This is a genomic window from Nocardioides immobilis (genome assembly GCF_003515065.1).
Taxonomy (GTDB): Bacteria; Actinomycetota; Actinomycetes; order Propionibacteriales; family Nocardioidaceae; genus Nocardioides; species Nocardioides immobilis.
Window position 1 is genome coordinate 160183 of the sequence record NZ_QXGH01000009.1, and the last position, 12950, is coordinate 173132.

Sequence of the window (12950 nt, forward strand, 5' to 3'; positions counted from 1 at the left end):
CACGCCACCCGTGTCGGCCGACCGAACGAGGAGACAGTGGACTTCGTCAGCCTGTCCGAGGTCGCTGACGGCGCCGCGCGACTGACCGGCGAGCCTGGTCAGTCGCCGGCGCTCGCCGTCGACCTGTCCGCGGTGTCGTGGTCGTCCCCGAGCGTTGCGGCGGCCGTCGCGGCACTGACCGAACGCTCGATCGTCACCGTCGGCTGGTCATCGACCGAGTTGCCGCCGAGCGCGGCGACGTTGCTTCGGGCGCTCACTCTCACCCTGGCACCCGCCGCCCCCGAGCGGAGTTGGGTCGATGGTGCCGACCAGTTGGAGGCGATCGCTGCTGTGGTCACCGCCGCCCCGGGTGCAGCGCTGACTCTGACGTCATTGCTGCCGGCGTCCGAGCGCATCGGCGTGTACGACGCCCTGCAACTCGAGTCGCTCGCCTACTCCACCCTCCTGGCCGGCCCCGAGTTCGCGGCCTGGCGCGCGCGAACGCCGCGCCACGCCGTACCCCCCGCTGAGGAGCCGGTGCTGCTCGCGCGCGACGGTGACCAGTTGAACGTGACCCTCAATCGACCAGCGCGGCACAACGCCTTCGGCCGCGCCGCCCGCGATGGGCTGATCGAGGCGCTCGATCTGGCGCTCCTGGATCGCTCGATCGAGTCGGTGGTGCTCAAGGGTGCCGGTCCTTCGTTCTGCTCCGGCGGGGATCTCGACGAGTTCGGGACCGCTGCGGACCCTGTCGATGCCCACCTGGTGCGGCTCGCCCGCTCGGCGGGGTGGCGCGTGCACCAGCTGCGTGGTCGGCTGAGCGTGCGACTCCACGGCGCGTGCATCGGCGCCGGGGTGGAGGTGCCCTCGTTCGCCGGTCGGGTGGAAGCGCGTCCCGACACGTGGTTCCTGCTGCCGGAACTCAGCATGGGCCTCGTGCCCGGTGCCGGTGGCACGGTGTCGCTCCCCCGCCGGATCGGGCGTTGGCGCACCGCCTATCTCGCGCTCTCCGGCGTCCGGCTCGACGCCGCCACCGCCCACGAGTGGGGCCTGGTCGATGCCATCGTCTGAGGTCCTGCGCGACTGGGCGGCCTCCGGCGCGTGGTGGCTGACCGGCCGTGCCGAAGGCCCGCCCCGGCTTCCCCCCGGCCGCGCCGCGTCGGTGGTACGCAAGAGCCTGGCCTCGCTGGGCGCGCGCGTGCCGGAGATCCCGCAGCTGCTGAGTGAGCGCGCGGCCTACACGGGGTTCGGCCGCAACGCGCCCTGGTCCTGTGGCGGGGCCTTCCGGATCCTGCCCACGAAGGACGGCTGGCTGGGGATCTCCTTGGCCCGGCTCTCCGATCTGGAGCTCGTGCCGGCCCTGATCGAGGCACCGGTCGCCCGGGACGCGTGGCCCGCCGTGACCACCTGGGCAGCATCGATCACGGCCGTCGAGGCGGAGGCGCGGCTCGGACTGCTCGGCCTTCCCGGCGGTGCGGTGCCCACCGAGGCTCCGCGAGATCGAGCGGGCGTGGTGGCCACCGCGCTGGGCGCACGTCGGGTGAATCAAACTCCGCTGGTGGTCGATCTGACCAGCCTCTGGGCGGGGCCGCTGTGCGCGCAGTTGCTCGGGCTGCAGGGAGCGCGGGTGATCAAGGTCGAGAGCACCCAACGCCCCGATGGAGCGCGCCTCGGGCCGCCGGCCTTCTTCGAGATGCTCCATGCCGGACACGAGCAGGTCGTGCTCGACTTCGCGACGGAGATCGATCAACTGCGCGCCCTGATCGGGTCTGCGGATCTGGTGCTCGAGGCGTCCCGGCCGCGGGCGATGCGCCAGCTCGGAATCCTGGCCGAGGAGGCCGTGGCCCGTGGCACTTCGTGGCTGTCGATCACGGCGCGCGGACGGGCATCGGACACGGTGGGATTCGGTGACGACGTCGCAGCGTCGGCGGGGCTGGTGATCCACGAATCGGGGTCGCCGTCGCCCGCCGGCGACGCGATCGCCGATCCGCTGAGCGGGGTCGCCGCCGCCGTCGCGGCCACTGCGGCCCTGGCGTCCGAGGACGCGCGACTCATCGACGTGTCGATGCAGCATGTGGCAGCCGAGACGCTGGTGCCCTCTCACGACGGGTCCGCGGCCGACGAGGACTGGGGCGACCGGGTCGTCAGCCGCGACGGCGAGTGGTGGGTCGACACCGGCCACGCCGTCGTACTCATCGAACGGCCACGGCCCCGATGACGGTGCACCTGCGCGACGTCGAGGTCGACGGCGAGATCACCGATGTGTGCGAGAGCGAGGGCCGGATCACCGCACTAGGGCGCGGCGAATGCGCGCACCGCACAGGGGGCCCGCCACCAGTCACGGTCGACGGGGCTGGCGCCGCATTGCTGCCCGGTCTCCACGATCACCATGTGCACGTGCTCGCCCTCGCGGCGGCGTGGGACTCGATCAACTGCGGCGAGCGCCTCGATGCTTTGCGCACCGCGCCCGGGACCGGGTGGGTGCGCGGGGTCAACGCGGCGGTCAGCGTCGACCGGCACGCGCTGGATGCCGTCGTGCCTGATCGCCCGGTGCGCGTGCAGCACCGATCCGGCGGACTCTGGATGCTCAACTCCGCCGCGCTGGCCGCAGTCGCCCACGTCCTCGACGACTCCGCCGATGTCGAGCGCGACCCTGCCGGGGAGCCGACCGGTCGCCTGTGGCGCTACGACGAGCGGCTGCGCCCAGCCCTTCCCGACGCCTCGCCCGACCTGCAGGCGGTCGGGCGCCGGCTGGCCGCCCGGGGCATCACTGGCGTCACGGATGCCACGCCGGATCTCGACCCGACCGCTGTCGCGCTACTCCGCCAGTTGCCCCAACGGCTGCTCCTGCTCGGTGATCCGCTCGGGGAGGGCCCGCGCAAGCTGCTGCTGCGCGACCACGACCTGCCGACCTTCGACGAGTTGACCGCCACCATCGCCGCCGCCCACGCCCTCCCCCGGCCGCTCGCGATCCACTGCGTGACCCGCGAGTCGCTGCTGCTCACTCTCGCCGCGCTCGAGGACGTCGGCGTCGTCCCCGGCGACCGGATCGAGCACGCGGCGATCTGCCCACCCGAGGCCGCCGACTGGCTCACTCGGCTGGGCGTGGCGGTCGTGACACAGCCGGACTTCCTGCGCACCCGCGGCTCGGCGTACCTCCGCGACGTCTCGCCCCACGACCTCCCCCACCTCTATCCGCACGCCCGACTCCTCGCCGCCGGAGTGCGTACGACGGCGAGCAGCGACGCCCCCTTCGGCGAGGTGGACCCGTGGCGGGTGATCGCGACGGCCGCGGAGCGCCCCATCGGGGCAGAGGAGAGCGTCCGCCCCCGCGCCGCGCTCGACGGCTACCTCAGCGCACCCCTCGACCCGGGTGGACCGGCACGACGGGTCGCGCCAGGAGCGCCGGCCGACCTGGTGCTGCTCGACGCGCCCCTTGAGGTCGCGCTGCGCTCCCCTGTGGCCGTGACCGTCCGAGCGACCTGGATCGCCGGCGAGCGGATCCACGGGGGTCAGTCGGCGGGGTGAATCTGACCAAAGGGTTGGAGGTGCCCGGCGTGGCGCGACGGCGTACGAGTGTTGACGACTCAGATCAGCTGGCGCTGTGGGATCTTGGTGAGCTAGGTGAGCGGACTGGTGAGGAGATGGCCAGCGTTGGTGAGGTCGCCACCGCTCACTGCGCTGTCGGAAGCCAGTCGTGAACCCGCCATCCCACGGCCAGCTTCGTCGCGTCCAGGTCGACCTCGGCGTCCTTGAGCACGACGAGGGCCTGTGCCGCGTTGCGAGGCGCGACCACGTCAACCCATCGAATGACAAGCGGTTCGTCCGGGCCGTAGGGCTGGACTTCGCTGCCGCGATCGAACCGCTCTGGATGCCGAGTCATCGTGAAGTCCTTTCATCGTCGAGAACTACCGCTCAAGCCCATTGCCGCCCCTGACTGGTGGGAGGTCCAGTTGCCGCCCACAGGCACTCCACCACGCGGCTCGTCCACAGCCAGCGGTCGGAGATGTCGCGCTCTCCGATCGATTCCTACTCAACTCTGCGTGGTCGGCACCCCGCCGACCGTGGCCCGTCTCGCGGAAGGACCACGCTTGATGATCACCCCTCCTGCCGGGCTCACCGGTGACGTCTACGACGAGAGTCCCGACTTCGTCTACACGGTCTCCCTCCTGGCCGCCCTGGAGGGCGCCGCCGGGCAGGAAGATCATCGCGCGGCGCTGCCGCACCTCGGCATGGCACGGGCCGAGCTCGTCGACTACGGCCAGCGGCGCCCCACCCACTACGTCGACGTCTACGTCGATGACTTCCGCGCAGGGTTGGCCGAACTCGAGGAGCGGCTGACCGCGATGCTGACGACCTCGCAGGTCCACCAGCAGAGCCTGCGCCTCGAGGCCGCCCGCCGGCTCCTGCGGTGCGGCATCACCGCGGCCGGTGTCGAAACCGACCGCTGACCACACCCGTGCCGCGAACTGATCGCGATCTCGTGTCCGATCCGACGCCGGCGGTGTTGCCTCTCCCCGACATGGCACCACACACACTCTCAACGAGCCGGCACGGTGCGCTCCCGGTGCTCCCGGTGCTGTCGGTGCTTCCGGGGGAGTTGCGGTCATGACCGTCGAGACATACGGCCAGCATGCCGAGAACGGAGCCGGAGCGCTGAACCGGCTGCTTGGCGATGACTCGATCCCGGCCGAGGCGGCTGCGGTCGACCAGTTGCTGCACTGCCGCGAGGCCGTGGTCGACGCACTGCGACAGCGGCTATACGGTGTGGGGCTCAACACCTGGTATCCAGCCAGGAGCCTGCCGGCGCCGGCGCCCGGGCTGAACCTGGAGGGCATCGACAACAAGCTGGCCACCCTGCTGGACAACATCGCCTTCTCGGTGCCCAACCGCCCGGTCGATGAGCGACCCTCCCCGCTGGAGGTGCTCGGCACGCCCTGCACCGCTCCGGTGGTCGAGACCTGGCGGGAGGCCGCGATCGAACTGCTGGCGGCGACCCATGCCCTGGACTGTGCCGAAGACAAGCCGTGGCTGCGCGACCACGGTGCCGGCTGGTACCTGCTGCGCGACCTCGCCGTTGCCCTGGAAGCGGTGCTCGTGCTCGGCGACCGGCTCGACGAGGTGGGGCTGCTCAACCAGCACCACCACCCCGCATACCCGATGGGGCTGGAAGAGAAGCGACTCATCGCCTCCCAGGCCGCCCGAGTCGCCACCTGGTACCGCGGTCAGCAACAAGGTCCAGGACGAGACCGGCCGCTGGCTCGCGATCGACGGGCGGGTTCTCTACAAGGCCAACATCACCCTCGCGGAGATGTACAACACCCTCATCGAGTCCGAGCTGATCGCCCGACTGGGGGTTCGGTTCGAGAACCGCAGGAGCGGTTTGGACAAGAGTGTCCACAAGCGGCCCGTGCGCGAGATCATCGGCGTCGACGAGCGGCTGGCCAAGACCTGGTCCAAGCGGCACAGCGCCATTGAGGCCCGCCGCCGCGAACTAGCGGCAGCGTTCCAGACCGAGCACGGCCGGCCGCCGACCGAAGGCGAGGCCGTCACCCTCGCGGAGAAGGCGTGGGACCAGACCCGCCAGGCCAAGCACCCACCCCGCGCCGAAGCCGACCAGCGGGCCGCGTGGCTGGACGAGGCGGTCGCCATCATCGGTGGTGAGGAGGCCGTCCGGGGCATGGTCGAGGACTGCCTCGGCCACCGCCCGGCCGCCCAGGACGTCACCGACGAATGGGTCGCCGAGACCGCGCAGCGTGTCGTCGCGCGGGTCGCCGAGGACCGTGCGACCTGGCAGGTCTGGCACCTGCGCGCCGAGGCACAGCGCCAGGCCCGCGCCCACGGGGTCCGGCTGCCCGACCTCGACACGTGCGTCGACCGGGTCGTGGCCACCGCGATCGCCGAGAACTGCCTCGCCTTCACCGACCCCGACCCGCTCACCCACGCCACCACCGCGGCCCAACTGCCGGTGGAGCAGGAGGTGAGGATCCCCGAGCCGCTGCAGCGCATCGAACACGGTCTCGATAGCGGTGTCGGGGGCGAGGAGGTCGTCAGTGTGTACAGCCTCGCCGGCGCCCGCCAGTACACATCCCAGGCCGTCATCGACGCCGAACGGCGCATCCTCGAGGCTGCCCGGCGTACCGGCGGCCGCACCATCAGCGAGGTGCGCGTCGGCATCGCGATCGCCGAAGCCGCCGCCAACAGTCACACCACCGGACTCCAGCTCAATGCCGCCCAGCAGTCCCTGGTCCGCGAGATGGCCACCTGCGGCCGCGCCGTCCAGCTCGCCCTCGCACCGGCAGGCACCGGCAAGACCACCGCCATGCAGGTTCTCACCCGCGCCTGGCAAGGCTCCGGCGGCACCGTCATCGGGCTCGCCCCATCGGCGGTCGCCGCCCAAGAACTCGGAGCCTCCATCAACCCCGACACCAGCGATGCGAGGCGGACGGAGGTTCGCGCCGACACCCTGGCCAAGCTCGTATGGCACGCCAAGCACGGCGGAGCACCCAGGTGGATGGAGAAGATCAACCCATCGACCCTCGTCCTGATCGACGAGGCGGGCATGGCCGCGACCACCGACCTGGCCGCCGCGATCGACTACATCACCTCCCGCGGCGGCCAGGTGCGGCTGGTCGGTGATGGCCGGCAGCTCGCCTCGGTCGCCGCGGGCGGCGTCCTGCGCGACATCTCTCACCAGATCGGCGCCGTCACCCTCAGCGAAGTGCACCGCTTCCGCAACCCCGATGGCAGCCTCAACCACGTCGAAGCAGCCGCCACCCTCGCGCTGCGCGAAGGCGACCCGTCGGCGATCGCGTTCTACGCCGACCGCGGGCGGATCCATGTCGGCGACCTCGGGGCCTGCGCCGACCAGGCCTACGCCGCGTGGGCAGCCGACCGCGCCAGTAGCGATGGCGTCTCCGACTCGATCTTGATCGCGCCCACCCGAGACCTCGTCGCCGAGCTCAACACCCGCGCCCGGAACGACCGCCTCGCCGGGCTCTCAGAGAGGGAGATCGGGCGCGTGCTGACGCTCGGGGACGGCACGAAGGTCTCCAACGGTGACCGGATCATCACCCGCGAGAACGACCGCCACCTATCCATCACCCGCACCAACTGGGTCAAGAACGGCGACCGCTGGCACGTCAAGAAGGTCAACGCCGACGGCTCCCTGACCGTGGTCCACGACCAACTCGCCAAGACCATCACCCTGCCCGCCGACTACGTCTCGAACGCCGTCCAACTCGGCTACGCCACCACCGTGCACGGCGCCCAAGGCATCACCACCGGCACCTGCCACGTCGTCCTCACCGGCGACGAAGACCGCAACCTGCTCTACGTCGCCCTCTCCCGCGGCAAGTTCGCCAACCACCTCTACCTCAACGTCGCTGGCGACGGCGACCCGCACAACCTGATCCGGCCCGAGGCGCTGCTCCCGCCGACTGCGCTCGACCGGATCACCGGGATGCTGCGCCGCGACGGCTCGCCGGTCTCCGCGACCACCACGCTGCGCGAGCAGACCAACCCCCACCAACTGCTCGGCGACATCGCCGCCCGCTACCACGACGCCGTCACCGCCGGCGCCGAGAACCTCATCGGCCCCATCGGCATGGACAAGATCGACGCCCACGCCGAAGCACTCCTCACCGGGCTCACCGAAGCGCCCGCGTGGCCGACCCTGCGCTCCCACCTCGCGCTCATCGCGCTCGATGAGCACAGCCCCTTGAAGCTGCTGACCGCCGCCGTGGGTATCGGGTCGCTGGCCGACGCCCGCGACCCCGCGGCCGTGCTCGATGCCCGTATCGACGATCTCGTCGCCGAACTGACCGTTGGCCGACCGCACGACGCGAGCACCCCGCAGCCTGCGGGCGGGCCATTGCCGTGGCTGCCCGGCATCCCCGCCCGGCTGGCAGCGGCCCACGACTGGGGTCCGTTCACAGCGGCCTATGACCGGCTCGTCCGCGAACAGATCGACGCCGTCCGCGAGCAGGCCCGGGGCTGGACCGGCGCCACCGCGCCTGCGTGGGCACAGCCGTTCCTCGAGGACGAGGACGCCGACCCCCTTGCCGAGCTTCGTGCCGATCTCGCGGTGTGGCGGGCAGTGGCCCGGACCGACGAGAACGACCTCCGCCCCACCGGCGACCGCACCATCGGCGCCCCGGGTGCCCACCAGGCCAAGCTCAACCGGGCCGTCCGCGCGGCGCGGCCGAGCTACCCCTTCTCCCAGCGCACCTGGTACCAGGTGCTGCCCGAAACCGTCCGCGCCGACCCGTGGATCACGCCACTGTGCCAGCGACTCGCCCGCCTCGAACGCGCCGGGCTGCCCGTGACCGATTACCTCAAGCAGGCGCTCGCCACCGATCCATCGCTCTCGGGCGGCCAGCCCGCCACCGACGCGGACACCGCCGCAGCCGCGCGGCCGCTGCCCGATGAGCAGCAGGCTGCCGCGCTGTGGTGGCGTCTCGTTCCGCACCTCGGGCCGGCTGCACTCGGCGCCGACGAGCACTCCGCGAACCTGCTCCAACCCAGCTGGCGCACCGCTCTGGCCGAGCTTGTCGGCACCACCAAGGCCGACTACCTCCACAAGGCACCCGCGTGGCCCGCCCTCGTCGCAGCAGTCGACGAAGCCTGCCAGCACCACGACTGGACGCCGAGCAACATCCTCTGCGGCGCGCTTGCCGGCGTCCCTCAAGACGGCAGCCTGACCGGCGTCGAGGTCGCCGATGCGCTCGTGCTGCGCATCGCCATGCTCACCGACCAGCCGCCCATGGCCGACTACGACGAGGCGGCGCCGTTCGATGCTGACGTTTCCCCGGACCCCGACCTGCTCCCACCTGACGAGTCCGACGAGTTCATGGCAGCCTTCTACCGCGGCCAGTCCGACGACCCCGACGTCCTTGTCGTCCACTCCCCCACCCCGGACGAGTACGGCGACCTCGCCGCCGAGCCGGTCGACTGGGCGCCGCCCGGCGATCAGCCCGACGCCGACTACATGTCTGTCGAGGACCCGTACGTGTCGCCCCTACCGTGGCAAGAAGCCAGCAAGATCACGGCCGAGAACGCCTTCCCCGATCCGCACGAGATCCCGGCCGAGCGGATCCACGAGCTCAACCAGCAGGCACTGGCCTACTACGAGTCCTGCTGCCTACCGTCCTGGGCGCCGGACTATCTGCGCTTGCGCCTCGGGACCGACCTCGCCGACCACCCCAGCTACGCCGTCGGGTACGCACCCGGAGGCGGCCGCAGCCTGCTGCGCCACCTCACCAAGCAGGGCGCCACCCTCGACGAGCTAGAGCAGGCCGGCCTCGTCTCCCAGCGGGAACGCGACGACGGCACCACCTGCTACCGCGACTTCTTCCGCGACCGACTCATCATGCCCATCCGCGACCCCCACGACCCGAGCAGGCAGGCGATCCTCGGCTTCGTCGGCCGCCGCAACCCCACAAAGACCGACAACGACTACGCCGGACCGAAGTACCTCAACACCCGCACCACCCCCGTCTTCACCAAGGGCGAGGCGCTCTTCGGGTACGCCGAAGCCCGAGACCTCCTCGCCAACGGCGCGCTCCCGGTCATCGTCGAAGGTCCCATGGACGCTCTGGCCATCACCCTCGGCAGCGGCGGCGCCGCCGTCGGCATCGCGCCTATGGGAACCGCGCTCACCATCAACCAGATCAGGCTGCTGCGCACCAACATCGACCTCGTCAACGGCCGCGACCGGATCGCCGTGGCCACAGACTCCGACCCCGCTGGGTGGAAGTCGGCTCAGAAGGCGTTCTGGCACCTCACCGCCGCCGACCTCGACCCGACCCACCTCGACCTGCCCGACGGCCTGGACCCGGCCAAGCTCTTCGAGACCCAAGGTGCTGACGCGATCACCGCCGCCGTCGACAACCGGTCCCCCCTCGGCGACGCGATCATCGACCACCTGCTCCGCACCGCCGGACATTGGTCCGACACCGACGTCCGGCAGAAGCTCATCCACCAGACCGCCCGCGTGCTCGGCTCCCGCGGCACCGAACACTGGCTCGACGACTTCGAGCGGCTCCGCAGCCGGCTCCATCTCGCACCCGGCATCCTCGAGCATCAGACCGTCACCGAGAGCATCGAGCGCGACCGCAACCGCACGGCCTACGTCCAAGCTCGCATCGACGAGATCAACGACGAAGCCCGCAAGAAGGCGGCCATTCGCCATCCCCAATCCCGTAGCCACGCCGCCGAACAGCGGCTCGCTCCCGCGACCCTCACCCCCCGTCCCAGCCACGACGCGCCGCCTGCGGGACCCGCTCCGGCCGGTCCGGCGCGATGACGCCGGGTTCAGACGTCCGGCCTTAGGCTCGAGGATGCGTCCTATCGCCCACATAGACGCGGTTCGTACTGGGACCCTGTCCCGGGAGACGTCACAGGACGGGTCTATCGGGACCCGGTGTCTCTCTCACGCCCCTGACAAGCATCCTTGCTGTCGCTAAGGGTTCGGCTTCCGGGAGATCGCCGAGCAGCTCCAGTTCACCAGCCGCTCGGCCGCGGCGCTCTTCGCCTTGGCGCACGACCTCCTCCCCGCCACTGACTCCTGACGCACGCTCTGCAGGTCCGCGCCGTCCCCCGAAATGGGTAGGTCCTACCGATGCCGCGCGCACGCCGGTCGTCAACGATCAAGAGTGCATCGATCAAGCCAGGAGGACATCATGTCCGAGAAGAACATTCGCATTGCGAAGGATGCCTACGACCAATACGACCCCGAACGCGAATGGTCCCGCGCCTCCGACGCGCCGGAGCCAGCCCATGTCAGTAGGGCCGTTCTCACTCGTCTCCGCGCGACGGCGGTGCTGACCACACTGTGTGTGGCGGCGGCGCTGAGTCTTCTGGTTCCCGCCCGGAGCGACGCGATCATCGGCGGTGAGCTCGACGGCAACAGGCATCCGAACGTGGGACTGATCATCGGGTGCAGCGAAGGGTGCCAGGTGGCCGTGGCCTGCTCCGGAACGCTTATCTCGCCAACGATCGTGCTGACGGCCGCCCACTGTGTGGAGTTCCCCGGGCTGGACACCTTCTTCGTCACCTTCGACCCGGACCCGTTCTCCGGGGGCCTCCCTGAACTGATCCAGGGCGAGGCGCACCCGCATCCGAACTTCAGCTTCGACGCCTTCACTCAGGGCCAGAAGTCGTTCCAGACCTTGCAGCGGTTCGACGTTGCCGTGGTGGAACTGGAGGAAGCCCCCGATATCACCCCAGCACCGCTCCCCTCAGAGAATGTTCTCGAACCCTTCACGACAGGCGGGAGCAACCAGCTCTTCACGATCGTGGGCTACGGGTCCGACCGGGACATCGAACCACCGCTGGGCAAGGAACTGCTTTTCGACGGCAAGCGTCGGACCACCACGGTTCCCCTGATGAAGCTGACGGACACCTTGATCTTCGTCCGGACCAACCCCAACGACGCCCAAGGCGGCGGAGGCGGCTGCTTCGGAGACTCCGGCGGGCCGATATTCCACGGGGAGACCGTCGTGGGCGAGTTCGTCGCTGTACAGGCACAGGCATCTGCAACCGGTAGCCTCTGCCAGTCGTACGGGTTCTACGTCCGGATCGACACCGGCCCGGCTCGCGAGTTCCTGAGTCAGTTCGTCACACTTCCGTAGCGCCTTAGTCGCTCACCGGGTGGTGGTACACCTGCGCGAGCGTGAACGCGACGTACTCCCGCCTCTGACTCCTGACGCGCGCTCCGCAGGTCCGCGCGTCCCACCGAAATGGGTAGGTCCTACCACGCGATCTACCACAGGTTCGAGACCGACTTCTGTGCCCACGAGGTGCAGGCAATGTACTTCGAGTATCTAGAAGGTCTTGTCGAGGCGGCCGAAAGCGGCACCCCGGCTGCGCTCAAACTCGCCCACGTACGCGATCGTGCTTCGAGCCGGACTCCTGACCGGTCAGGCTCGTCGGGCCGAAACGCGCTGACCGGGCCGCCGGAGGAGCGCGAAGATCTCCGGCTCGCCGACTGAGACTTGTCCGGCCGCGGCGCCTTCGCTCGCGTTCGCCTGCGTCACATCGCCGCCGATGCGCGTGGCCACCAGTTCCTAGTTCAGGTCCGTAGTGAGAGCCCGCGCCACCGGCCAACGGCCGTGTTCTTCCAGTCACCGAGCCTCGTTGGTTCGTCGACGACGTCTTCTGCAGCCTCGAGCCCATGGAGCAGCTGCTCTGGGGTGGCTGTGGAGCAGATGCGGATCTGGATTCCGCGTCCGTCGTCGTACTGGAGGACCTCGACGGTTGCGTCGTCGACGTACATGTCATGGGTAGATGTCGTGCGCACGACGGCGACGCCGTCGGCGGCGAGCGCGATGAGTCGACGTTCAACCCGTCGCCGGAGCTGATCCGTGACGCGGTTATGGCGTTCCCTGTCGCACCCCTCGCTCCCCCACCGCTGAGACCGGCAATCGGCGATCACGGCGTGCAGGGTGACAGCGCCGCAGTGCGCACACCGCAGCCAGGCGCACCACGGAGGCGCGTCCGCCTCCGTTGTCCGGGCGTCAGCGGGCTTCTTTCCGCGATACGACTGCGCCACCGTTCTGACTTCTCCGCAGTCGCAGCACAGTGCACGGTTCCGCTGGCGCACGCGATGCCGATCACCGGCGCGGTCGCCGTTCACAGCCGCACCCACTTGCGACCGTGCCAGAGGTCAACACAGGTCGCGCAGTCATCGGAACTCGCTTCGCTGGCCTCCTCGACTCCGTCCGGATCGCCTCCTAGGACATTCTCGAGGATTCCGCAGTAGGACCGAACTGTCCCGCCGGATGCGATCGCCGCGCGGTAGTCCTCGAGTGGGAAGAGGTGATTGCGCGGCCTGCGGTACTCCCTGATCGAGGACGGCGAGCGGGAGTATGTCGGGGTCGCCTGGATCGCGGGGGGTCGCGGCGTGGAAGATGGGCGCATGGTCTGGGTGCCTCCAGTGCACTCGGTCCTAGGTCCCGGCCGGTGTTCGC

The 12950-nt window shown here is 70.2% G+C and carries 9 protein-coding genes; 7 read left to right on the plus strand and 2 right to left on the minus strand.

All coding sequences use genetic code 11. The features are described 5' to 3' along the window. The first annotated feature begins 36 nt into the window (after positions 1-36). The 3 genes from D0Z08_RS01700 to D0Z08_RS01710 are packed head-to-tail and all read left to right on the plus strand — an operon-like array spanning position 37 to position 3507. On the plus strand, positions 37-1050 hold the full coding sequence (locus D0Z08_RS01700) for an enoyl-CoA hydratase/isomerase family protein (RefSeq protein WP_220453974.1): 1014 nt from the start codon (positions 37-39) through the stop codon (positions 1048-1050). Then, positions 1037-2197: a CoA transferase gene (locus tag D0Z08_RS01705; protein ID WP_118922011.1), complete on the plus strand. Its 1161-nt coding sequence runs from the start codon at positions 1037-1039 to the stop codon at positions 2195-2197. The genes D0Z08_RS01700 and D0Z08_RS01705 overlap by 14 nt, the downstream gene beginning before the upstream one ends. Continuing rightward, positions 2194-3507: an amidohydrolase family protein gene (locus tag D0Z08_RS01710; RefSeq protein ID WP_118922013.1), complete on the plus strand. Its 1314-nt coding sequence runs from the start codon at positions 2194-2196 to the stop codon at positions 3505-3507. Before D0Z08_RS01705 ends, D0Z08_RS01710 begins: the two co-directional genes overlap by 4 nt. A 145-nt stretch (positions 3508-3652) precedes the next feature. Here the strand turns inward: D0Z08_RS01710 and D0Z08_RS01715 are convergent, their stop codons facing one another. Beyond that, on the minus strand, positions 3653-3862 hold the full coding sequence (locus D0Z08_RS01715) for a hypothetical protein (RefSeq protein WP_182481090.1): 210 nt from the start codon (positions 3860-3862) through the stop codon (positions 3653-3655). Positions 3863-4073: 211 nt separating this feature from the next. Between D0Z08_RS01715 and D0Z08_RS01720 the strand changes: the two genes are divergently transcribed. From D0Z08_RS01720 to D0Z08_RS01735, 4 genes are all read left to right on the plus strand, one after another. Then, positions 4074-4430, plus strand: a complete 357-nt coding sequence (locus D0Z08_RS01720) for a hypothetical protein (protein ID WP_118922014.1) — start codon at positions 4074-4076, stop codon at positions 4428-4430. Positions 4431-4978: 548 nt separating this feature from the next. Beyond that, entirely contained in the window at positions 4979-10285 is a 5307-nt protein-coding gene (locus tag D0Z08_RS01725) for an AAA family ATPase (RefSeq protein ID WP_245993505.1), read from the plus strand. Positions 10286-10661: 376 nt separating this feature from the next. After that, positions 10662-11612: a trypsin-like serine protease gene (locus tag D0Z08_RS01730; protein ID WP_182481091.1), complete on the plus strand. Its 951-nt coding sequence runs from the start codon at positions 10662-10664 to the stop codon at positions 11610-11612. A 177-nt stretch (positions 11613-11789) separates the two neighbouring features. Further along, positions 11790-11972 carry a hypothetical protein gene (locus D0Z08_RS01735; RefSeq protein WP_147381283.1) on the plus strand — a complete coding sequence of 61 codons (183 nt, stop codon included), beginning with the start codon at positions 11790-11792 and terminating at the stop codon, positions 11970-11972. 80 nt (positions 11973-12052) lie between these two features. On the opposite strand, the gene D0Z08_RS31600 is transcribed toward D0Z08_RS01735, so the two are convergent. Beyond that, positions 12053-12415, minus strand: coding sequence for a hypothetical protein (locus D0Z08_RS31600; protein ID WP_147381284.1), 363 nt, complete (start codon positions 12413-12415; stop codon positions 12053-12055). Positions 12416-12950 lie beyond the last annotated feature (535 nt).

Excerpts from the sequence above, each read along its gene's own strand:
- D0Z08_RS01705 (WP_118922011.1), top strand. The coding sequence starts at position 1,037 with ATGCCATCGTCTGAGGTCCTGCGCGACTGGGCGGCCTCCGGCGCGTGG.
- D0Z08_RS01720 (WP_118922014.1), top strand. The coding sequence starts at position 4,074 with ATGATCACCCCTCCTGCCGGGCTCACCGGTGACGTCTACGACGAGAGT.
- D0Z08_RS01735 (WP_147381283.1), top strand. The coding sequence starts at position 11,790 with ATGTACTTCGAGTATCTAGAAGGTCTTGTCGAGGCGGCCGAAAGCGGC.
- D0Z08_RS01725 (WP_245993505.1), top strand. The coding sequence starts at position 4,979 with ATGCCCTGGACTGTGCCGAAGACAAGCCGTGGCTGCGCGACCACGGTG.
- D0Z08_RS01730 (WP_182481091.1), top strand. The coding sequence starts at position 10,662 with ATGTCCGAGAAGAACATTCGCATTGCGAAGGATGCCTACGACCAATAC.
- D0Z08_RS01715 (WP_182481090.1), bottom strand. The coding sequence starts at position 3,862 with ATGACTCGGCATCCAGAGCGGTTCGATCGCGGCAGCGAAGTCCAGCCC.
- D0Z08_RS01710 (WP_118922013.1), top strand. The coding sequence starts at position 2,194 with ATGACGGTGCACCTGCGCGACGTCGAGGTCGACGGCGAGATCACCGAT.